This window comes from Acinetobacter sp. NBRC 110496 (genome assembly GCF_000876115.1).
GTDB lineage: Bacteria > Pseudomonadota > Gammaproteobacteria > Pseudomonadales > Moraxellaceae > Acinetobacter.
This window is the reverse complement of the sequence record NZ_BBTF01000054.1, coordinates 1-21,790: the sequence shown is the minus strand read 5'-3', so window position 1 is coordinate 21,790 and position 21,790 is coordinate 1. Positions and strand designations below refer to the sequence as shown.

The following is a 21,790-nucleotide window of genomic DNA, read 5'->3' as shown; positions in this document are numbered from 1 at the left end:
AATAATTTACAGCAAATAGTACCATCGCGTATCTTTTTTGCTTTGCTGACACTATCGATCGGATCTTTAAGTGTTGCAAATGCAGAAACCCATTCTGAATCTCAAAACTTGCAACCAAGTAATGCAAAAAACTCAGAAAATGCATTGGACTATATCCCGCGCTGGGTAGACGCTACGCCAACCATATTTCCAGAGCAGTCAGACCAGCCTACAGTTCCTCCAACGGCTGAAACTGAAGACAAGACTTGGTTTGACAAAAAACAACGTCATATCCGTGAATGGGCAGACCATACCTCAATCAAGATTGATGATTGGTTCGGCGATGTAGATCCCGAAAATCCAGCCTCCGCCACCATTCGCGTCATGCTAGACAATTATTGGAATCAATACGATAACTATGAAATTAAACCCCGTATTCGCGGTAAAATTAAGTTACCGACTTTAGAAAAAAGATTCAGTGTCGTGTTTGGTGATGATTCTCTAGACGATGAGTTTAAAAACAATGTTGCCAATACCAATAATCAGCCGAATCAAGATCCAGGTAAAAAATTTGACTCTAAACAAACTCGGGACAGTAATGGCTCATTGGCATTACGTTGGTCGAATTTCTCGAAAAAGCTTCCCTTTGAGACCGATGCTGATATTGGTATCCGTTCAGGCAGCGATATTTATTTACGTTTAAGAGCAGAAAAACACTGGGATTTACGTAATGATTTTCGCTTTAATGCCGAACAGATTTATCGTTATGGCAGTCGAAGTGAAAACTATTTAAGAACTAATTTAGAGTTGATTCACGCACGTCCAAATCAGCCTTTTTTATCTAATCAGTTCAGCTTAACCTATGCAGATAAACAGGATGATGATCTGTTGTGGGATAACCGTCTTTTTCGTCAACACCAATTCTTTGCCCATAATAATTTTAATTATGGACTCTATACTGGCGGCTACTACAATAAAAACGAGTTACGCCTGAATAGCTGGGGGCCGTTTGTGTCTTGGCGGCAACCATTGTGGCGTGAATGGTTCTATGTACAGGGTGACCTTAATTATTTTAATGATCATCGTGAGGATCGTAGCCATTTTGTCAGTACCTTTGTGCGGCTTGAAACCTTATTTTAGTACTTGATCAACAAGTTTAACCAAGACCCAATCGTATCTGCGATTGGGTCTTTTCAAAAATATTGACTGTGTCAATAAATGGTTAAGCTTAAACTGCTATGCTTATTTTCTTTTATTTTTCTTCACCATAACATGTATCAACGATACGCTTTAGTAGTGTTTGTTTTGATTGTAGGCAATCTCTGTCTCGGTTATTTAATGACACCCCTATTTCCAATGTTATTCCCATGGAGCAGGCATATCACGCGCTTGCCCGTTTCGTTGTTACATCAACAAGCTTGGCACACTTCCAAGCAGCTTGTTCGCACCCATCCATTGATTTGTGAGACGCAAACTGAAACAAGCTCTGATCAAGACTATAATACCCAACTGAGTCATGAATTGATGGTAGTCTTTGGCGATGATTCCTTGGCACAGCGTGCGCAACAGCCGCAAGTCGTGAAAAAGCTTGGTAAAATGACTAAACATAAGGTACATCACAATATCATTCGCCCCAATCCACTCAGTGCCAGCTGGAGTACCATCTCAAGTTGGTTGCCCTTTAACAATGACCTTGATTTGGGTTCGAATTCCGATACCGATATTTATGTGCAATTCCTTGCCAAGAAGCAATGGGTTCTGCATTCAGGGCTCAATCTGGATACAGCACAAATCTTTCGTTACGGTTCCACCAGTAAGAATTATGCAGAAACCAATTTCAATCTAACTCAGAAATTACAACAACAAAGTCTACTCTCAACGCAATTCAACCTGTCTAAAACACAGGATGAGGACTATATCTGGCGCAACCGTACCTTTCAGAACTTACACTTTTTATCCAAAGACAATCTCAGCTATGGCATTGTGAGTGAAGGTGATTATGAAAAGAAAGAACTTCGGGTTAACCAATGGGGACCTTATTTTTCCTGGAAAAGACCGATTTGGCGTAATTGGCTCTATATGCAAAATGATCTGAATTATTTCAATGTGCCTGCGGATAAACAGGACAATCATTTCAGCTATCAAATGCGCTTTGAAGCGAACTTTTGAGGATAATATCAACAACACTGTGGATAACTTCCTAGTTATCCATACCCATAAAAAAACCTCTGCCGAAGCAGAGGTCCTTGAGCAAACTGCTTATTTCAATAACAAACTATTAATCCGTTTTACATATGCTGCAGGATCCTCGGGTAATCCCCCTTCAGCAATCACTGCCTGATCAAAGATCACATTAGCCAGATCATCAAACTGCGCTGAGTTTTCCAGTTTTTTCACCAACGGATGTTCAGGATTAATTTCTAATGTCGGTTTAATTTCTGGCACTGCTTGGCCTGCTTGTTTGAGCATGCGAATCAGCTGTGGAGAAAGCTCACCTTCACTGGTGACGAGACATGCTGGTGAATCTACCAGACGCGTAGTCACCCGTACCTCTTTGGTTTTGTCTTTCAATGAGCTACTTAAACGATCAACTACAGGTTTGAACTGTTCTGCGGCCTGTTCTAAAGCCTTTTTCTCTTCAGCATCTTGCAGATCGCCCAGATCAACTGCGCCTTTAGACACGTTCTGTAATGGCGTACCATCGAACTCAAACACAAAGTTCATAGCCCACTCATCCACACGGTCTGCCATGAGTAAGACTTCAATGCCTTTTTTCTTGAACACTTCCAGTTGTGGCGAGTTTTTCGCAGCGCTTAAACTATCTGCAGTTACATAATAGATGGCTTTCTGCCCTTCTTTCATACGTGCTTTATAGTCCGCAAAAGAAGTACTGATCTCATCATTATTCGAAGTCGCATAACGCAATAATTTGAGGATACGCTCACGGTTACCTGTGTCTTCACCCAAACCTTCTTTCAAGACTGAACCAAATTCGCTATAGAAGGTTTTGAATTTCGCTTGGTCTTTCTCATCTTCCGATTTAGCCAAACCATCAATTAAAGTCAATACACGGCGTGCATTGCCTTCACGAATGGTTTTCACATCACGGCTTTCCTGCAACAATTCTCGGCTCACATTCAGTGGTAAATCAGCACTATCCACTACACCTTGAACAAAACGTAAATAGTTTGGAATCAGATTATCCGCTTCATCCAAAATAAATACACGTTTCACGTACAGCTTAATGCCCGCCTTCGCTTCACGGGTAAACAAATCCTGTTTGGCCTGACTTGGAATATACAATAATTGCGTATATTCGGTGCTGCCCTCAACGCGGTTATGTGCCCAAGCCAACGGTTCTGCAAAATCATGACTCAAATTTTTATAGAACTCGATGTATTGTTCATCGGTGATTTCGCTCTTGCTGCGTGTCCAGAGTGCACTGGCAGAGTTAATGGCTTCCCAGTCATCGGTCTTGACCATTTGGCCGCTTTTAGGCTCTTCACCTTCAGCAACCTCTTCCTCTTGCCAGACTTCTTTTTGCATTTCGATAGGCAAGCTGATGTGGTCTGAATACTTGTTGATGATTTGTTTAACTTTCCAAGATTCTAAATAATCCAGTGCATCATCACGTAAATGCAGGATGATATCGGTACCACGCGTAGCTTTATCAATTTGCTGAACTTCGAATTCGCCAGTGCCACCACTGATCCAGCGTACACCATCGGCTACATCCAAACCTGCACGACGTGATTCAACTGTAATTTTATCGGCAACAATAAAACCTGAATAGAAACCGACCCCAAACTGACCGATTAACTGCGCATCTGATTTTTGGTCACCTGTCAGCTTAGACATGAAGTCTTTGGTCCCTGATTTTGCAATGGTACCCAAGTTATCAATCGCTTCTTGCTGGCTTAGACCAATCCCATTATCAGAAATGGTTAAGGTTTTATGCTCTTTATCTAGCATTACACGGACGCGTAAGTCCGGATTATTTTCATAATATTCAGGATGATTAATCCCCTCGAAACGCAGCTTATCGCAGGCATCTGAAGCATTGGAAATCAATTCACGTAAGAAAATTTCAGGGTTGGAATACAGTGAATGCGTCACTAAATGTAATAACTGAGCAACTTCAGCTTGGAAACTATAATTTTGAGCCACTTGTTCACTCATAAATCACTCCTTATACGGGCTTATATCTTTGGAATGATTTATGAATGGTGTATATCTTGGATTTTTCAATCCTTGATTGTTATTTTTCAGGTAAAAATCGCACAAAAAGCACAATTAGAAAGGTCCTTGGCTCAAGACCCGTGTTTGTAAAAGCTGATCAAGCTGCTGTTGTCTCTGTGCATAAGCACGACGAAGGCACGGTGCATTGGCACCACAGGAATTACGTTGTTTCAACCATCGCAACTGCTGATCTTTTTCTGCATCACGCCCACCCATTGGGAGGACACGCAATACAATTTGATAGGTAGTTGCCAATTTAACATCAGCATCATTTAAACCACGATCATTACAGATCTGTTGTTCAGCTTTTAATTTTGCTGCCTTACAGGAATAACTTGCTGCCTGCGCATGGGACACAAGTAGCAGCGGCAAGCACAGCAATATCGGTGTTACTAATCTTTTCATTATAAATGGCTCATTTCTATTTGTGATCATTTTTCAGCATACAAAACTCTCTGTGTAGCGCCTGTATCTGTTTTATATGGGAATTGCAAAAATCAAAAAGCCTCACTAGGTGAGGCTTTTAAAAACGCTACTTCAGCTTAGAACTTGTAGCTATAACCTAAGGTATACACAACTGGGTTAAGGTCCAGGTCAAATTTAGTTCCATCCACCAGTTTAACTTCCGGGCTTAAATCTGCATAACGCACATCCACATACACGCCCCAGTTTTTCGCATCGGCTGGCTGGAAATTAAAACCAAGCTGACCTGCAAAACCAAATGTTTCTTTTACGTCTTTTGCTACACCCTTTTCATTCCACGGAATGAAAGCCGTACCACCAATACCGATATAAGGGGTGAAACGTGTTGAGTTTTTAAAATTATACTTGGCCGTAATGGTAGGTGGTAATTGGCTAACACTTGCAACTTTCTCACCATTTAAGAGCACATCATGATGAATTGGATTTGCTAATAATAATTCAGCAGAAAATGGTGTATCAGCAAAGAAATATTCGATCGATGGTGTAAATGCAAACTCATGATCGCCTTTTACCGTTGCGCCAGGTGCAATTGTTGTATCCCCTGTCGGATCAATTAAACTTGCACCCACTTTAACTTGAAAGCCCCCTGCAAATGCAGTTGAAGATAACCCCAATAATGCAACAACCAATGCTTTCTTTAACATTAAAACAACCTCTTTAACAATTTATGTTCTTGTTCAACATAATAAACACGTGTTTTTACATTATGCAATAGTTATTAATTCCAACCATTTAAATCTATTTTGTAATGCATTGAATATTAATAAAATATAATTGTTAAAATATGTAATAATTATTAATACCGACTATTTAAGTCTACTTAAACCACTATAAAACCTAGTATTTTCATCAGATTTAAATAAAATAACATCACAATTAAAAAATAAATTTAGTAGGATTTAAAAATATATTTACATAAAACTTAATATTAAATCCACATTATAAAAATAGATTAAAAAAGAGACAAAAAATGTCATTTACTGATCTTTTTTAGATTTTAAAATTTAATTAAATTCAGCAAAAAAAATGGCTCTTAATGAGCCATTTTTATTATAAAACCATCGCAGCAATCCAACCAAAAATAAGCAATGGGATATTAAAGTGTATAAAAGTCGGCACAACAGTATCCCAAATGTGATCATGTTGACCATCTACACCTAAACCAGCCGTTGGCCCCAAAGTCGAATCTGATGCAGGTGAGCCTGCATCACCTAAAGCCGCAGCCGTTCCAATTAAAGCAATGGTCGCCAACGGTGAAAAACCAAACTGTACGCACAAAGGTACATAAATCACGGCCAGCACAGGTACACTTGAGAACGATGAACCAATGCCAATGGTGACAAATAAGCCAATAAACAGCATGAGAAATGCCGCCAAAGCATGGTTATCACCAATGATATGCACCACCCCATTGACCAGATGGGTAACATCGCCTGTATGCGTCATCACTGAAGCAAAACCTGCTGCAGAAATCATGATGAAGCCGACCAGAGCCATCATGCGCATCCCTTGTACAAACACATCATCCGCATCTTGCCATTTAAAAATACCGGATGCTGACAACACCGCAAAACCGACTAGGCCACCCAGAATCATTGAACCTGAGTACAACTGTGCGACCAAGGTTAAGCCAATTGCAAGCACAGCCATAAACATGGTTTTTTTGGAAATATACGGGACATTTTCAGCTTCTTGTTTAAGCTCTTCTGCATCCGCTTTTAGGTCATATTCTTGTTGTTCCGTTGCTCTGAGTGGTTTGTCCAGATCAATGCTTTTGACTGTGTTAATGGTACGATCTACATAAATACGAGGCTTACGATAACTCACAAACACAGCGACCAGCGTCCCAAGCACCATACCTAAAACAGGAATTGCCATGCCGATTGGCATCATGCCTCGCTCAACATGCAGACCATAGGCAGCCCCTATTTTATTGATATTGCCCATCAGAATCTGTTCAAGGAAAATTGCACCAAACCCCACAGGTAGGAAAATATAAGTTCCGACTAAACCCAGAGTCATGACACAGGCTGCCGCACGTCGATCCAGCTTTAAATGGTTCATCACTTTCAGTAAAGGGGGAACCAAGACTGGAATAAAGGCAATATGCACAGGAATCAAGTTCTGAGAGAAAATCGCAGCAATCAGCAAAATCGTTAATAATAGATATTTCACCTTTCTTTGCTGATTTTTACCTGCTTCCATCCCCAATAAACCAATCAGTTTATGCGCCAGTAAATCAGGTAAACCAGACTTGGACAGTGCCAAGGCAAATGCGCCTAACACGGCATAAGCCAAGGCAACTTCAGCGCCATCACCTAAGCCCGCATTAAATGCTTCTACGGTTTGGGAAAGACTTAGACCTGCGACCAAGCCGCCAATAATGGCTGAAATCACTAATGTGAGAACAACAGAAACGCGTGCCAGTGACAAAATAAACATCACGGCAATCGCAATTACGACAGCATTCATGAACAATTTTAGGAGCAAAGAAAAGGCGACATTCTAGCAGATTCATAATCATGAAGCTGAAAATATCGCCGAATTGTAACGCATCTCAAGTGATTTTTAGCTTAATTATTCTACGAAAGCCTTAAGCTGCTTGGCGTTGCACGAATTGATGGATCAGTTCAGCAATTTTTTCTGGTTGGCTCAGTACTGCCCAGTGATTGGCATCAAGCTCAACATATTCAAATTGTTCCACCCATTTTGGCATCGATTCGGTAATGTACTCTGGACTAACAAAGGCATCACGCTGTAATACAATCGCTTGTACAGGACATTGTGCATAACGTTGGCGAGGCTGAGTTAAAGAAGGAATAAAGTTGGCACGGTACAGATTAATGCCATATTTCCCATCTGCAACAATATTGGCATTCAATGGCAAATCTTTCTTCTTTTCCAATCCGCTTAAAATCTTGCCCCATTTCTCTGGACTGAAGAAGGTCCATACTGTTGGTGCAACCAAAGGCAGATGGAAAGCTCCGATATACCAAGATTTAGTCAGCATTTTCAATACATTGCTCGGTGCTGATTTAAATTTCTCACGTAGATATAAAGACGCATGATCCAAACAAGGGCCTGAAATCGTCGTATAAGACAACAAACGGCCTTTTAATTTTGGCTCAGTTGCCGATTCCCACGACTGTAGAGAACCCCAGTCATGCGCAGCCAAATGGAAATTTCGGTTGGGTAGGACTTGATCCACCACTTCTTGTAAATCCAAAGACAGGCGTGGCAAACGATAATCCTTAATCCGTTTTGGAATTGAGGAAAGCCCTGCCCCTCGGACATCGTAAGTCACCACATAATAATCATTTAGCAATTTCTCAATTATGGGTTCCCAAACTTCCTGATTGTCTGGATAGCCATGGACTAAAACCAAAGCTGTTTTTTTCTCATCACCCCATGTTTTCACACAAAGCGTTTGCTGATCCGAGGTCGTCACTGTTTTTACTTGTGCTTGCATAATTGTTTCCCATTTTGTTTTCTATCGGCTTGCTCATCAACAGCCATTGCCAGCGATGCAATAAAAATGATACTTATGGAGTATGAATAGAGTTGCAAGAAAAAAAATTGACCATGAAAGACTTTTTCAAAAAAATTCGAACCATTCCTGCGATTTCCAAATTTCTACTCAATCATTACTCCCCTTATCGTGGGGCAGGAATCCACATTGAAAATATTGATCTCGATGATTATCACATTCGCGTTAAGATGCCGCTCACCCGACGCAATCGAAATATCGTAGGAACACATTTTGGTGGCAGTCTTTACTCGATGGTTGATCCTTTTTATATGTTAATTCTGATCCATCATTTAGGGCATAAGTATATTGTTTGGGACAAGAGCGCTACTATTAATTTTATTGCTCCAGGCCGTAATACGGTTTATGCAGATATCCAGCTCAACGCTCAAGAAATTGCCGAAATTAAGCAACTGGCAGAAAATTACGCACCCGTTCTACGCCATTACACGTTAAATATTGTAGATGAGGCAGGTACCCGAATCGCGGAAGTCGAAAAAGTACTGTATATCCGCCGAAAAAAACCGAAAGCCAGCCCCTAATCCAAACCAAATAAAAAATGCCTGCAATTAATTGCAGGCATTTTTGAATCTGATTGGCAGAAATTATCTTTTCTTCTCTTGAATGGCTGCACCAGCTCCGCCACCAATGGCACCACCGATCGCAGCGCCAGAATCTCCACCAAAAATGGCTTTACCGACGACAGAACCAATACCAGCCCCGATTGCACTGCTTGTGGTCGAATTACTGCTTCCACCTTTCGTGTTTGCACCGACACCCGCACCCGCAGCTGCGCCTACACCCGCACCGAGACCACCACCAACATGATTACCTACACCGCCGCCCACAGCACCACCAAGCGCTGCTGCACCAATACGTTGGTCAGATGCACTCATGTTTTGACAGCCTGTGAACATCACCGCCGATAATGCCAAAGTAGAAACCAAACCTATTGTTTTTTTCATGACCATACTCACTTCTATACGTTCTATACAAAAGCATAATCCTCTTTTATGAGGAATTTGATCACATTGTGTTATCACAATGTCCCAATCGATTGATGTTTTGTAAACAAGTCCCTCTTTAAAAATAACCAATACAATCTCCTAAAAGGTTGTATTCTCATTCCCATAAAAAAAGGCACCCGAAGGTGCCTTTTTCATTCGTTAAGACTTAGAACTGGTCTGAGTTCAACGCTTGACTGAATGCTTGATCAACTTCACTAAAGTCATTGTGAAGTTCAAATTCAGCAGCTTCTGCTTCTTGACGACGACGCTCTAAATGATACGCAAGACCTGTACCTGCCGGGATCAAACGACCCACAACAACGTTTTCTTTCAAGCCACGTAAGTCATCTTCTTTACCTGTTACAGCCGCTTCAGTTAACACACGTGTGGTTTCCTGGAACGATGCAGCAGAGATGAACGAGTCAGTAGAAAGCGACGCTTTGGTAATACCCATCAATTGACGTTCAAACTTCGCAGGGAACTTGTTCTGAGCCAAGACTGCTTGGTTCTCTTGAACAACGCGGATGTAATCCACTTGCTCGCCCTTGATGAAGCTTGTATCACCGCCATCAGTGATATCAACTTTACGCAACATTTGACGTACAACAACTTCAATGTGCTTATCGTTGATTTTTACACCTTGGAGACGGTAAACGTCTTGAACTTCGTTCACGATATAATTGGTAAGTGCCACTTCGCCTTTCAAACGTAAGATGTCATGTGGGTTTTGCGGACCATCAGAAATGGTTTCACCACGGTTGACATGCTCACCTTCGAACACGTTGATTTGACGCCATTTTGGAATCAATTCTTCGTAGATTTCTGAACCGTCATCTGGAGTGATGACTAAACGGTTCTTACCTTTAGTCTCTTTACCGAAGCTTACAACACCTGATACTTCTGCAAGAATCGCATGTTCTTTCGGCTTACGTGCTTCGAACAAGTCAGCTACACGCGGAAGACCACCGGTAATATCACGCGTACGTGAAGTTTCTTGTGGTACACGACCAATGACGTCACCCACACCAATCGTTTCGCCATCACGGACAGTCACAATTGTGTTTTGTGGCAAGAAGTAGAACTGTTCGCCGCCATCGGTTGTATCTAACACGATTGCAGGACGTAAATCTTTACCAGAAGCAGGACGAGCTGTTACAGGCAAGATTTCAACAGTGGTCATACCCGTTGCATCATCAGTTTTCGATGTTGCAGTTACACCATCAGCGATTTGGCTGAAACGTGCTTTACCAGCAACTTCTGTTACCAATGGATGTGTATGCGGATCCCAAGTCGCTACGATACCGCCCGTTTCTACAGCCTCACCATCTTTCAACAAGATGCTTGCACCGTAAGGAAGTTTATAACGCTCGCGCTCACGACCTAAGTCATCGGCAATACCAATTTCACCTGAACGTGAAACAGAGACCAAGTGACCTTTGGCATGTTGTACAGTTTTCACGTTGTGGAAACGTACAGTACCTTTGTTACGTACTTGAACACTGTTTGCAGCAGAAGTTCGGCTCGCAGCACCACCCACGTGGAAGGTACGCATCGTTAACTGTGTACCTGGCTCACCAATTGATTGTGCAGCCATTACACCCACTGATTCACCTGGGTTCACCAAGTGACCACGTGCAAGGTCACGACCATAACAACGCGCACATACACCGAATGTTGATTCACAAGCGATAACTGAACGTACTTTAACCTCATCGACACCCGCTTCTTCAAGCTGAGCAGCAATTTTCTCGTCAATCAAGGTACCACGTGGAAGAACCACTTCATCATCAGATGCACGACGTACATCTTCAGCAGTTACACGACCCAATACGCGATCGCGTAATGGTTCAATAACGTCACCACCTTGAATGAATGGAGTCATCACCAAGCCACCGGCTGTACCACAGTCAGATTCAGTAATAACCAAATCTTGTGCTACGTCTACAAGACGACGTGTCAAGTAACCAGAGTTCGCAGTTTTCAATGCGGTATCGGCCAAACCTTTACGCGCACCGTGTGTCGAGATGAAGTACTGAAGTACCGTCAAACCTTCACGGAAGTTTGCTTTAATTGGGGTCTCAATGATCGAGCCATCTGGCTTCGCCATCAAACCACGCATACCGGCAAGCTGACGGATCTGCGCCGCACTACCACGGGCACCCGAGTCAGACATCATATAAATCGAGTTGAATGATTTCTGTTTCTCGTCTTCACCTTGTTTGTTTTTCACAAGGGTATAAGACAAGTTATCCATCATCGCTTTCGCAACTTGGTCGTTAGTACGCGCCCAAATATCGACAACTTTGTTATAACGCTCACCTGCAGTTACGAAACCTTGCTCAAACTGTTGTTCGATTTCACGAACTTCCGTTTCAGCTTTATCGATAATCGTATGCTTGGTTGGTGGAATCAACATGTCTTCCATACCAACAGATACACCTGAACGCGTCGCTTGACGGAAGCCCAAATACATCAATTGGTCAGCGAAGATAACCGTATCTTTCAAACCAAGTTTACGGTAGCAAGAGTTGATTAACTTCGAGATGTTTTTCTTGGTCATCTCAAGGTTGATCGATTCGAAGCTTAAACCTTGTGGAACAACTTCCCATAACAAGCAACGACCAGGTGTCGTATCAACAATGATGGTTTGCTTTTCACGGTTACCGTTTTCATCAATCACAGTTTGGTGTACACGTACTTTTACGCGCGCATGGATTGCAACTTTACCCGTCGCTAACGCACGGTTAACTTCGTGCGTATCCGCAAACACCATGCCTTCACCTTTGGCATTTACCGCATCACGTGTGATGTAGTAAAGACCCAAGACCACGTCCTGAGAAGGAACGATGATCGGCTCACCGTTTGCAGGTGACAAGATGTTGTTGGTCGACATCATCAACGCACGTGCTTCAAGCTGTGCTTCCAATGTCAATGGAACGTGTACCGCCATTTGGTCACCATCGAAGTCGGCGTTAAACGCAGCACAAACGAGTGGGTGAAGACGGATTGCCTTACCTTCGATCAGAATAGGTTCAAATGCTTGAAGACCTAGACGGTGAAGTGTTGGCGCACGGTTCAACATGACTGGATGTTGACGAATCACAGAAGCAAGAACGTCCCAAACTTCCGGTGTCTCGCGCTCAACCATTTTCTTCGCAGCTTTAATGGTTGTTGCTTGGCCAGATGCTTGTAGTTTTGCGAAAATGAATGGCTTGAACAATTCAAGTGCCATTTTCTTCGGAAGACCACATTGGTGAAGACGTAAAGTAGGACCTACGGTAATCACCGAACGACCAGAATAGTCAACACGCTTACCGAGCAAGTTTTGACGGAAACGACCTTGTTTACCTTTGATCATGTCTGCCAAAGATTTCAATGGACGTTTGTTCGAACCTGTAATCGCACGACCACGACGACCGTTATCAAGCAACGCATCAACAGACTCTTGTAACATACGTTTTTCGTTACGTACGATGATATCTGGCGCAGCAAGGTCAAGAAGACGCTTCAAACGGTTGTTACGGTTGATCACACGACGATATAAATCGTTCAAGTCTGAAGTCGCGAAACGACCACCTTCAAGTGGTACAAGCGGACGTAAGTCTGGTGGAAGTACTGGAAGTACGTTCATCACCATCCATTCAGGCTTGTTGTTCGAATCTTTGAAAGCTTCCATCAACTTCAAACGCTTAGACGCTTTTTTAAGTTTCGTCTCAGAGGTTGTTTGTGGAATTTCTTCACGTAAACGTGCAATCTCAGCTTCAAGATCGATATCTTTTAATAAATCCTGAACTGCTTCTGCACCCATTTTCGCAGTGAATTCATCACCGTGTTCTTCAAGTGCATTGTAGTATTCTTCGTCTGTTAAAAGTTGATACTTTTCAAACGGAGTCATACCAGGATCAGTAACTACATAAGATTCGAAATACAATACGCGCTCGATATCACGTAATGTCATATCAAGAAGTAAACCGATACGGCTCGGTAATGATTTCAAGAACCAGATGTGTGCAACTGGAGAAGCAAGCTCGATGTGACCCATACGTTCACGACGAACTTTCGCAGTCGTTACTTCAACGCCACATTTTTCACAAATGACGCCTTTGTATTTCATACGCTTGTATTTACCACACAAGCATTCGTAATCTTTTACTGGACCAAAGATTTTGGCACAGAACAAACCGTCACGTTCAGGTTTAAAAGTACGGTAGTTAATGGTTTCAGGCTTTTTAACTTCACCGTGAGACCATGACTTAATCATCTCTGGTGACGCAAGACCAATACGGATACGGTCAAATTCAACGGGTGCATGACCTTCTGAATCCGTTTTCTTACGCATGATATCGAGCAAGTCTTTCAATTTTTTTCTCCGTGTGTCGAGGAGCTAAGCTCACCCGACTGGGTCACAAATATTGTTTTTACTGAAATTTGGGAATATCTAATCCCCCTAAATCCCCCTTTATAAAGGGGGACTTTCTCCCCTCTTTCTCAAAGAGGGGTTGGGGGAGATTTTTTAGTCACCATTTTTCAGTTCAATGTTGATACCTAAAGAACGGATCTCTTTGGTCAATACGTTGAACGATTCAGGCATACCCGGATCCATATAATGGTTACCATCTACAATGTTCTTGTAGATGCGTGTACGGCCTTCGACGTCATCCGACTTCACAGTAAGCATTTCTTGGAGCGTATATGCAGCACCGTATGCTTCAAGTGCCCATACTTCCATCTCACCGAAACGCTGACCACCGAATTGTGCTTTACCACCAAGCGGCTGTTGAGTCACAAGTGAGTAAGAACCCGTTGAACGCGCATGCATCTTGTCATCAACCAAGTGGTTCAATTTGAGCATGTACATGTAACCTACAGTTACAGGACGGTCAAACTGTTCACCTGTACGTCCGTCAAACAATACCGTTTGACCAGTACGTGAGATATCAGCAAGTTCAAGTAGGTCTTTGATCTGGCTTTCTTCAGCACCATCAAATACAGGTGTTGCCAATGGAACACCAGCACGTAAGTTACCTGAAAGCGCCAAGATTTCTGCATCAGTCAAGCTATCAAGCTCTTCCTGCTCACCGCCAACCTTGTTATAAATCTTGTCTAAGAATTCACGCAGTTCAATCACTGTACGTTGTTCTTTCAACATTTTTTCGATTTTATCGCCAAGACCTTTCGCTGCCATACCCAAGTGAGTCTCAAGAATCTGACCCACGTTCATACGTGACGGTACACCCAGTGGGTTCAATACGATGTCGACTGGTACGCCATTCGCATCATGTGGCATGTCTTCAACCGGTAAGATGTTTGATACAACACCCTTGTTACCGTGACGACCCGCCATCTTATCACCAGGCTGGATACGACGTTTCACCGCAAGGTAAACCTTAACAACTTTCAATACGCCCGTTGTTAATTCATCACCTGTAGAAAGTTTACGCTTCTTCTCAGCAAACTTCTCGTCAATCTCGTAGCTCTTCTCTTTCAAGAACACTTGAATCTGAGTTAAACGTTCAGCAATTGCTTCATCATTTGGCTGGATTTCAAGTAAATCAACAAGCTCTAAGCCAGACAATACATCTTCTGAAAGTTTATCGCCGCGTTTGGTTGAACCGCCACCGTTAGATTCTTGACCTTTCAACAAACGAACAATACGTTCACGTGCTGCTTCTTCGAAGATTTTGTATTCTTCTTTCAAGTCTTTACGGTATGCATCAAGCTGAGCTTTTTCAATTGCTTGTGCACGTTCATCTTTCTCCAAGCCATCACGTGTGAAGACTTGAACGTCGATAACCGTACCTTTAGTACCAGACGGAACACGTAAAGATGAATCTTTTACGTCAGCCGCTTTTTCACCAAAGATTGCGCGCAGTAATTTTTCTTCAGGTGTCAACTGAGTTTCACCTTTAGGCGTTACCTTACCAACAAGGATGTCACCCGCAGTTACTTCAGCACCGATGTAAACAATACCAGACTCATCCAGTTTAGACAGTGCAGCTTCACCGACGTTAGGAATATCGGCAGTAATTTCTTCTGCGCCTAACTTGGTATCACGTGCTACACATGACAATTCCTGAATGTGAATCGAGGTTAAACGGTCTTCTTGAAGTACACGCTCAGAAAGTAAGATCGAGTCTTCATAGTTATAACCATTCCAGGTCATGAACGCGACGCGCATGTTTTGACCCAGCGCAAGTTCACCCATATCTGTCGATGGACCGTCAGCCAAGATATCACCACGAGCAACTTTGTCGCCCAAGTTCACGATGACATTCTGGTTAATACATGTATTCTGGTTTGAACGTGTATATTTGATCAGGTTATAGATATCTACACCTGCTTCACCCGCAATCATTTCATCTTCGTTGACACGAATAACGATACGAGATGCATCAACATATTCAATCGCACCACCACGGTTTGCGATCACACACACACCAGAGTCGCGTGCTACGTTTGCTTCCATACCTGTACCAACAAGCGGCTTGTCAGCACGTAAGGTAGGAACAGCCTGACGTTGCATGTTTGAACCCATCAATGCACGGTTCGCATCATCGTGTTCAAGGAATGGAATCAATGACGCTGCGACAGATACGACCTGTTGCGCAGAAACGTCCATATGGGTTACGCGCTCAGGCGACATACGAACGAAGTCACCTTGATGACGTACAGAAACCATCTCTTCAGTCAACATACCATCTTTATCAACTGCAGAATCGGCCTGTGCAATGACAGTACCTACTTCTTCAATTGCAGATAAGTATTCAACTTCATCAGTCACACGGCCATCAACAACTTTACGGTAAGGTGTTTCCAAGAAACCGAAGTCATTCGCTTTAGCATAGACAGAAAGCGAATTGATCAAACCAATGTTTGGACCTTCAGGTGTTTCAATTGGACAAACACGACCATAGTGAGTTTGATGTACGTCACGTACTTCGAAGCCCGCGCGTTCACGTGTTAAACCACCAGGACCAAGCGCAGATACGCGACGTTTGTGTGTAATCTCAGACAATGGGTTGTTTTGGTCCATGAACTGAGACAACTGGCTCGAGCCAAAGAACTCTTTGATTGCAGCAGCAACTGGTTTTGCATTGATCAAATCTTGTGGAGACAAGTTATCTGTTTCTGCTTGGCTTAAACGTTCTTTAACAGCACGTTCAACACGGACTAAACCAACACGGAATTGGTTTTCTGTCATTTCGCCTACAGAACGTACACGACGGTTACCCAAGTGATCGATATCATCGACTTCACCTTTACCGTTACGAATCTCAACCAATGTACGCAATACATCGATGATATCGTCGTGCGATAAAATACCTTCAACTTCACGTGACTTCTGATCAGTACCCACTTCGTAAGGACGACCCAAACGACGGTTGAACTTCATACGACCGACTGGAGACAGGTCATAACGCTCAGAAGAGAAGAACAAGTTATTGAATAAGTTTTCAGCAGCTTCTTTCGTTGGTGGCTCACCTGGACGCATCACTTTATAGATTTCGACAAGCGCTTCTTCGCGGCCTGTCGTTGTATCTGCGCGCAAGGTATCTGCAACGAAAGAACCACGATCGATGTCATTGGTGAACAGGATGTTAAACTGCTTCACACCACCTTCAGCCAACTTCACCATAATTTCATGGCTAAGTACGGTATTGGCAGGAATCACATCACCACTTTTCAAGGTAATGTCTTCAGCCGTAATACGCTCATACAAGTACTCATCAGGTACAGAAAGCTTGGCTAAGTTAGCCGCTTCCATTTGACGTACGTGACGTGCATTAATACGTTTACCTTGTTCAACGATTGTTTTGCCATCGTTATCCAAGATATCAAATTGCGCCATCTCGCCACGTAAGCGATCTGGAACCAGGTCAATTTGATAGCTACCCATATCAAGATATACAGGTACTTTTTCATAGAACAAATTCAAGATTTGTTCATTGCTATAATTCAAGGCACGTAAAATCACCGTTGCAAGCAACTTACGACGACGGTCAATACGTACAAAGACTAAATCTTTGGCATCAAATTCAAAGTCTAACCATGAACCACGGTAAGGAATAATACGTGCTGAATACAACACTTTACCGCTTGAGTGGGTTTTACCCTTGTCATGGTCAAAGAATACGCCTGGTGAACGGTGTAATTGAGATACGATTACACGCTCAGTACCGTTAATAACGAATGTACCGTTATCGGTCATGAGTGGCATTTCACCCATGTAAACTTCTTGTTCACGAACGTCTTTAATTGATTTCGTTTCACGATCTTTGATGATCAAACGAATTTTTACGCGCATTGGTGCCGCATAAGTTGAACCACGTAAAATACATTCACGTACGTCAAACTCAGGCTTACCAAGGCTATACTCAACAAATTCTAAAGCAGCATTGCCAGAATAACTTTCAATAGGAAAAACTGAACGAAATGCGGCTTGGAGACCGATATCTTCGCGATTTTTTGGTGTTTTACCGCCTTGTAAGAATGTACGGTACGAATCGACCTGAATCGAAAGTAAGTACGGTGCTTCCATTACGTGGGGCAATTTACCAAAATTCTTACGGATCCGTTTCTTTTCGGTATATGAGTATGCCATCTGGAGTCCTCGGAAAGTAAACTAAGCCCGCCTGCAGAACGGGCTTAGAAGGAATTACGCAGGCCGATATGGCCACCACTGTTTACAAATGCTGCAATTTTTAGTGGTATTAAAACGCTTAACAATATTTTTATAAGCAAAAAAATATTGGTAAGCGTTTGATTTTGCTAAATTTGCTCAAATAACACGCGTATTATATGCAAAACTAACAAAAAACGAGCCGATTATTGTAACGCAAAAAGGCTGATGACCCAAGAGCCATCAGCCATTTTTTGGAGCCGATTTTGAAAAAATCGACTCCCTACAGAATTACTTAAGTGTAACTGTAGCACCAGCTTCTTCAAGCTTCTTCTTAAGTTCTTCGCCTTCTTCTTTAGAAACGCCTTCTTTAAGAACTGCAGGAGCGCCTTCAACAAGATCTTTAGCTTCTTTAAGACCAAGACCAGTAGCTTCACGAACTGCTTTAATTACAGCAACTTTGTTAGCACCGAAAGAAGTCAACTCAACGTTGAATTCAGTTTGTTCTTCAGCAGCAGCGCCAGCGCCTGGAGCAGCAGCAACAGCTACAGCAGCAGCAGATACGTTAAATTTTTCTTCGAAAGCAGAAATTAATTCAACAAGTTCAAGAACTGTTTTTTCAGCAACTGCGTTTAAGATTTCTTCGTTAGTTAAAGCCATGAGAGTAACTCCAAATGGGTATTGAATGGTGTGAAAGTAGATTTAAGCTTAAGCAGCTTCTGATCCGTTTTTCTCTTGAAGCGCTGTAAGTAAGCGACCCAATTTCGAAATCGGAGCTTGAAGAACAGAGGCAAGCATAGTAAGCGCTTTTTCTTGGTTCGGAAGGTTTGCAATAACGCTAACGTCAGCACCTTGATAAAGTTTGCCTTCAAATGCAGCAGCCTTTAATTCAAATGCTTTGTTAGTTTTCGCAAATTCTTCGAACAAGCGTGCAGCTGCACCCATGTCATCTTCAGAAGTTGAGAATGCTAAGATTGTTGGACCAACAAGGTCATCATTCAAGATCGCGAATGGCGTATCTTGAAGCGCACGTTTAGCCAAAGTATTACGTACAACACGTGTAGCAACACCTAACTTACGAGCTTCAACGCGAAGAGCAGTTAATTGCTCAACTGTTAAACCTTGGTAGTCAGCAACAACGGCAGCGAACGCAGTAGAAGCAACTTCAGTTACTTCTGCAACGATCTGTTTTTTGTCTTCGATAAGAAGAGCCATCGTAAAACCTCCTAACGGTGATTTATGCACTCTTACGAGTGCACTCCCAATTCGTAAGTCGTATTCGGACTTACACGCGGAGGAGGAACAAATCACACCACCGCGTCTACTCAGGCTGGTCAATTAAGAAAAACATCCGAAAATGTTTCTCGCCTGAGGTCTTTGACGCTGATAAATATTCATTTATCAATTCAAAGTTTGCCTAAGTTTGCAAGTCGTCCGAAACCGGTTTTCTTGCGTAATATTTGAAGCAATGCTTCAAATATTACTCAGGGCTTTAAAATTCTGTCTAATTACTTAGATACGTTACTTACGTCAACGATCAAACCAGGACCCATAGTTGAGCTCAAAGTGATCTTTTTAACGTATACACCTTTAGAAGTTGCAGGTTTCAACTTTTTCAAGTCTGCAATTAAAGTTTCAACGTTTTGACGTACAGCTTCTTCGCTAAAGCCAAGTTGGCCAATCGCAGCGTGGATGATACCCGCTTTGTCTACACGGTAACGTGCTTGACCAGATTTAGCATTCTTAACCGCGTTAGCAACGTCAGGCGTTACTGTACCCACTTTAGGGTTTGGCATTAAGCCACGTGGACCAAGAATTGTACCAAGCTTACCAACAACGCGCATTGCATCAGGAGCAGCAATAACAACGTCGAAATCAAGGTTTCCACCTTGAATGCTTTCAGCAAGGTCGTCAAAACCAACGATATCAGCACCAGCAGCTTTCGCAGCTTCTGCAGCAGCACCTTGAGCAAATACAGCTACACGTACAGTTTTACCAGTACCTGCAGGTAAAGTCGTCGCGCCACGAACAACCTGATCAGATTTACGTGGATCTACGCCAAGGTTTACAGCGATATCTAAAGATTCTTTGAACTTTGCAGCTGGAAGGCTGTTAAGAACTTGAACTGCTTCTTCCAAAGTGTAAACTTTGTTTGCTTCAACAGCAGCAGCAATGGCTTTTTGACGTTTAGTTAACTTTGCCATGTCTTATAGCTCCACTTCCAAGCCCATAGAACGTGCAGAACCAGCGATGGTACGTACACGAGCGTCTAAATCAGCACCAGTTAAGTCTGGTTCTTTAGTAGTCGCAATTTCTTCTAATTGAGCACGAGTCAACTTACCAACTTTAGTTTTGTTAGGTACAGAAGAACCCTTTTGAATACCAGCAGCCTTCTTAAGAAGAATAGATGCAGGTGGAGTTTTCATGATAAAAGTGAACGACTTATCGTTGTACACTGTGATCACGACAGGAATTGGCAAACCAACTTCAAGTTTTTGTGTAGCAGCATTGAATTCTTTACAGAATGCCATGATGTTTACACCACGTTGACCTAAAGCAGGACCAATTGGTGGAGATGGATTTGCTTTACCAGCTGGAACTTGCAGCTTGATATAGCCGTCAATCTTCTTAGCCATTGAAAATTACCTCTGGGTACAGACGCCGTTAGGCTCCCCAAAAAATTAAACAACACCGAAGTGTTAGAACAACAATGCCCGATCAGATCGGGCGCTTATCAACCTAGACAGGTTAAATCGTTTTTTCGACTTGGCGAAACTCGAGTTCAACCTGAGTTGGTCGATTAAATACATTAATCGTCAACGTTAAACGTGACTTATCGTACTGAACTTCCTCCACGACTCCTTTAAAGTCAGTGAACGGACCGTCAATCACGAGCAATTCTTCACCAGGCTCAAACATCGTCTTAGGACGAGGTGCTTCACCTGTATTACGTACACGTGCAAGAATCGCATCAGCTTCACGTTGTGAAATCGGTGCTGGTTTTTCTGGTGTACCACCGATAAAACCAAGAACCTTTGGACACTCTTTCACGATATGCCAAGTATCATCATTCATTTCCATCTCGACTAATACATAGCCAGGAAAGAATTTACGTTCAGACTTACGCTTCTTACCATCCTTCATTTCCACCACTTCTTCAGTAGGGACGAGGACTTCACCAAAACTATCAGCAACAGTGCTGCGCTGGATTCGGTCATTAAGTGAACGCATCACTTGTTTTTCAAAACCTGAATAGGCATGAATAATATACCAACGTTTCATCGCACTCTTACCCGATAATTAACTTAATAAACCAACCTAACCCGTAATCAAAACACCATAAAACCAATGATGCAATGAGTACAACCAAAAGCACTTGCCACGATGTCGTGATCGTCTCTTGTTTTGTTGGCCAGGTCACTCGACGCAGTTCAATTCGCGCATCTTGCAACAAACGCACAAAGCCTTTGCCTTGATGGGTGGCGTATAATAAACCTAAAGCGACAACGACACAAGCCAAAATTACCCCAACGCGCACCCAAACATCATTTGCAGGTGCCCAATAGGCCGGTAAATGCTGATTTACCAATGCGGCGCCGACCAATAAAACGATAGCAATCAACCACATGACCAGATCAAGTGGGGAGCCAGAGTTTACAACTTCAGCGGCATTATTTCTTTGAGGGATTGGCGCGTCGCTTAATGCGTCACGCGATTTATCATTCGACATTTTTTTACTCGTCGTAGAATTCGCGACTTATTATATGACAACTCAGCCAGAATTAAGCTTTTTTATAAAAAAAAAGTGGCAGGCCAGGAGGGACTCGAACCCCCAACATTCGGTTTTGGAGACCGACGCTCTACCAATTGAACTACTAGCCTATTATGCAAATCGAAAGCCGAAGCTTCCGATTTGAGTGTAACACAGTCTTGGGC

At 42.6% G+C, this 21,790-nt stretch carries 17 protein-coding genes and 1 tRNA gene; 3 read left to right on the top strand and 15 right to left on the bottom strand.

Annotation, left to right across the window (positions count from 1 at the left end; translation table 11 throughout):
- The first annotated feature begins 15 nt into the window (after positions 1-15).
- Together Aba26S_RS17635 and Aba26S_RS17630 are read left to right on the top strand one after the other, a co-directional pair.
- Positions 16-1,119, top strand: a complete 1,104-nt coding sequence (locus Aba26S_RS17635) for a hypothetical protein (protein WP_043973867.1) — start codon at positions 16-18, stop codon at positions 1,117-1,119.
- Between the two features lie 132 nt (positions 1,120-1,251).
- Positions 1,252-2,148, top strand: a complete 897-nt coding sequence (locus Aba26S_RS17630; RefSeq protein WP_005240136.1) for a hypothetical protein — start codon at positions 1,252-1,254, stop codon at positions 2,146-2,148.
- A 90-nt stretch (positions 2,149-2,238) separates the two neighbouring features.
- On the opposite strand, the gene htpG is transcribed toward Aba26S_RS17630, so the two are convergent.
- From htpG to Aba26S_RS17605, 5 genes are all read right to left on the bottom strand, one after another.
- Positions 2,239-4,158, bottom strand: a complete 1,920-nt coding sequence (htpG, locus tag Aba26S_RS17625) for a molecular chaperone HtpG (protein WP_005240139.1) — start codon at positions 4,156-4,158, stop codon at positions 2,239-2,241.
- Between the two features lie 114 nt (positions 4,159-4,272).
- Positions 4,273-4,623 carry a lysozyme inhibitor LprI family protein gene (locus Aba26S_RS17620; protein ID WP_005240146.1) on the bottom strand — a complete coding sequence of 117 codons (351 nt, stop codon included), beginning with the start codon at positions 4,621-4,623 and terminating at the stop codon, positions 4,273-4,275.
- A 137-nt stretch (positions 4,624-4,760) separates the two neighbouring features.
- Positions 4,761-5,345 carry an OmpW family protein gene (locus Aba26S_RS17615; protein ID WP_005240149.1) on the bottom strand — a complete coding sequence of 195 codons (585 nt, stop codon included), beginning with the start codon at positions 5,343-5,345 and terminating at the stop codon, positions 4,761-4,763.
- 406 nt (positions 5,346-5,751) lie between these two features.
- Positions 5,752-7,173 (bottom strand): Na+/H+ antiporter family protein, encoded by a 1,422-nt coding sequence (locus Aba26S_RS17610; protein ID WP_005240151.1) that lies wholly within the window; start codon positions 7,171-7,173, stop codon positions 5,752-5,754.
- Between the two features lie 121 nt (positions 7,174-7,294).
- A complete protein-coding gene (locus Aba26S_RS17605; RefSeq protein WP_005240153.1) occupies positions 7,295-8,170 on the bottom strand; it encodes an alpha/beta fold hydrolase in 876 nt (291 codons plus the stop codon).
- Positions 8,171-8,283: 113 nt separating this feature from the next.
- On the opposite strand from Aba26S_RS17605, the gene Aba26S_RS17600 reads away from it, so the two are divergent.
- Positions 8,284-8,769 carry a DUF4442 domain-containing protein gene (locus tag Aba26S_RS17600; RefSeq protein ID WP_005240155.1) on the top strand — a complete coding sequence of 162 codons (486 nt, stop codon included), beginning with the start codon at positions 8,284-8,286 and terminating at the stop codon, positions 8,767-8,769.
- A 63-nt stretch (positions 8,770-8,832) separates the two neighbouring features.
- On the opposite strand, the gene Aba26S_RS17595 is transcribed toward Aba26S_RS17600, so the two are convergent.
- The 10 genes from Aba26S_RS17595 to Aba26S_RS17550 all read right to left on the bottom strand — a co-directional run bounded on the left by Aba26S_RS17595 (position 8,833) and on the right by Aba26S_RS17550 (position 21,736).
- Complete coding sequence (locus Aba26S_RS17595; protein ID WP_010590123.1) at positions 8,833-9,192, bottom strand: YMGG-like glycine zipper-containing protein; 360 nt, start codon at positions 9,190-9,192, stop codon at positions 8,833-8,835.
- A gap of 208 nt (positions 9,193-9,400) precedes the next feature.
- The gene (gene rpoC / locus Aba26S_RS17590) at positions 9,401-13,594 is read right to left on the bottom strand and encodes a DNA-directed RNA polymerase subunit beta' (RefSeq protein ID WP_043973864.1); all 4,194 of its coding nucleotides are present in this window, start codon (positions 13,592-13,594) and stop codon (positions 9,401-9,403) included.
- Positions 13,595-13,747: 153 nt separating this feature from the next.
- On the bottom strand, positions 13,748-17,836 hold the full coding sequence (gene rpoB, locus Aba26S_RS17585; protein ID WP_005240159.1) for a DNA-directed RNA polymerase subunit beta: 4,089 nt from the start codon (positions 17,834-17,836) through the stop codon (positions 13,748-13,750).
- Between the two features lie 309 nt (positions 17,837-18,145).
- Complete coding sequence (rplL, locus tag Aba26S_RS17580; RefSeq protein ID WP_005240161.1) at positions 18,146-18,514, bottom strand: 50S ribosomal protein L7/L12; 369 nt, start codon at positions 18,512-18,514, stop codon at positions 18,146-18,148.
- A 48-nt stretch (positions 18,515-18,562) separates the two neighbouring features.
- Entirely contained in the window at positions 18,563-19,069 is a 507-nt protein-coding gene (rplJ, locus tag Aba26S_RS17575; RefSeq protein ID WP_005240163.1) for a 50S ribosomal protein L10, read from the bottom strand.
- A 293-nt stretch (positions 19,070-19,362) separates the two neighbouring features.
- Positions 19,363-20,058 (bottom strand): 50S ribosomal protein L1, encoded by a 696-nt coding sequence (gene rplA / locus Aba26S_RS17570; protein ID WP_004656290.1) that lies wholly within the window; start codon positions 20,056-20,058, stop codon positions 19,363-19,365.
- Between the two features lie 3 nt (positions 20,059-20,061).
- On the bottom strand, positions 20,062-20,490 hold the full coding sequence (rplK, locus tag Aba26S_RS17565; RefSeq protein ID WP_004637639.1) for a 50S ribosomal protein L11: 429 nt from the start codon (positions 20,488-20,490) through the stop codon (positions 20,062-20,064).
- A gap of 112 nt (positions 20,491-20,602) precedes the next feature.
- On the bottom strand, positions 20,603-21,136 hold the full coding sequence (gene nusG, locus Aba26S_RS17560) for a transcription termination/antitermination protein NusG (RefSeq protein ID WP_004656291.1): 534 nt from the start codon (positions 21,134-21,136) through the stop codon (positions 20,603-20,605).
- Positions 21,137-21,143: 7 nt separating this feature from the next.
- Positions 21,144-21,584, bottom strand: a complete 441-nt coding sequence (gene secE, locus Aba26S_RS17555; RefSeq protein WP_005240165.1) for a preprotein translocase subunit SecE — start codon at positions 21,582-21,584, stop codon at positions 21,144-21,146.
- A 76-nt stretch (positions 21,585-21,660) separates the two neighbouring features.
- Positions 21,661-21,736 (bottom strand) — tRNA-Trp (locus Aba26S_RS17550).
- Between the last annotated feature and the right edge of the window lie 54 nt (positions 21,737-21,790).

Excerpts from the sequence above, each read along its gene's own strand:
- Aba26S_RS17630 (WP_005240136.1), top strand. The coding sequence starts at position 1,252 with ATGTATCAACGATACGCTTTAGTAGTGTTTGTTTTGATTGTAGGCAAT.
- htpG (WP_005240139.1), bottom strand. The coding sequence starts at position 4,158 with ATGAGTGAACAAGTGGCTCAAAATTATAGTTTCCAAGCTGAAGTTGCT.
- Aba26S_RS17620 (WP_005240146.1), bottom strand. The coding sequence starts at position 4,623 with ATGAAAAGATTAGTAACACCGATATTGCTGTGCTTGCCGCTGCTACTT.
- Aba26S_RS17615 (WP_005240149.1), bottom strand. The coding sequence starts at position 5,345 with ATGTTAAAGAAAGCATTGGTTGTTGCATTATTGGGGTTATCTTCAACT.
- Aba26S_RS17610 (WP_005240151.1), bottom strand. The coding sequence starts at position 7,173 with ATGAATGCTGTCGTAATTGCGATTGCCGTGATGTTTATTTTGTCACTG.
- Aba26S_RS17605 (WP_005240153.1), bottom strand. The coding sequence starts at position 8,170 with ATGCAAGCACAAGTAAAAACAGTGACGACCTCGGATCAGCAAACGCTT.
- Aba26S_RS17600 (WP_005240155.1), top strand. The coding sequence starts at position 8,284 with ATGAAAGACTTTTTCAAAAAAATTCGAACCATTCCTGCGATTTCCAAA.
- Aba26S_RS17595 (WP_010590123.1), bottom strand. The coding sequence starts at position 9,192 with ATGAAAAAAACAATAGGTTTGGTTTCTACTTTGGCATTATCGGCGGTG.
- rpoB (WP_005240159.1), bottom strand. The coding sequence starts at position 17,836 with ATGGCATACTCATATACCGAAAAGAAACGGATCCGTAAGAATTTTGGT.
- rplL (WP_005240161.1), bottom strand. The coding sequence starts at position 18,514 with ATGGCTTTAACTAACGAAGAAATCTTAAACGCAGTTGCTGAAAAAACA.
- rplJ (WP_005240163.1), bottom strand. The coding sequence starts at position 19,069 with ATGGCTCTTCTTATCGAAGACAAAAAACAGATCGTTGCAGAAGTAACT.
- rplA (WP_004656290.1), bottom strand. The coding sequence starts at position 20,058 with ATGGCAAAGTTAACTAAACGTCAAAAAGCCATTGCTGCTGCTGTTGAA.
- rplK (WP_004637639.1), bottom strand. The coding sequence starts at position 20,490 with ATGGCTAAGAAGATTGACGGCTATATCAAGCTGCAAGTTCCAGCTGGT.
- nusG (WP_004656291.1), bottom strand. The coding sequence starts at position 21,136 with ATGAAACGTTGGTATATTATTCATGCCTATTCAGGTTTTGAAAAACAA.
- secE (WP_005240165.1), bottom strand. The coding sequence starts at position 21,584 with ATGTCGAATGATAAATCGCGTGACGCATTAAGCGACGCGCCAATCCCT.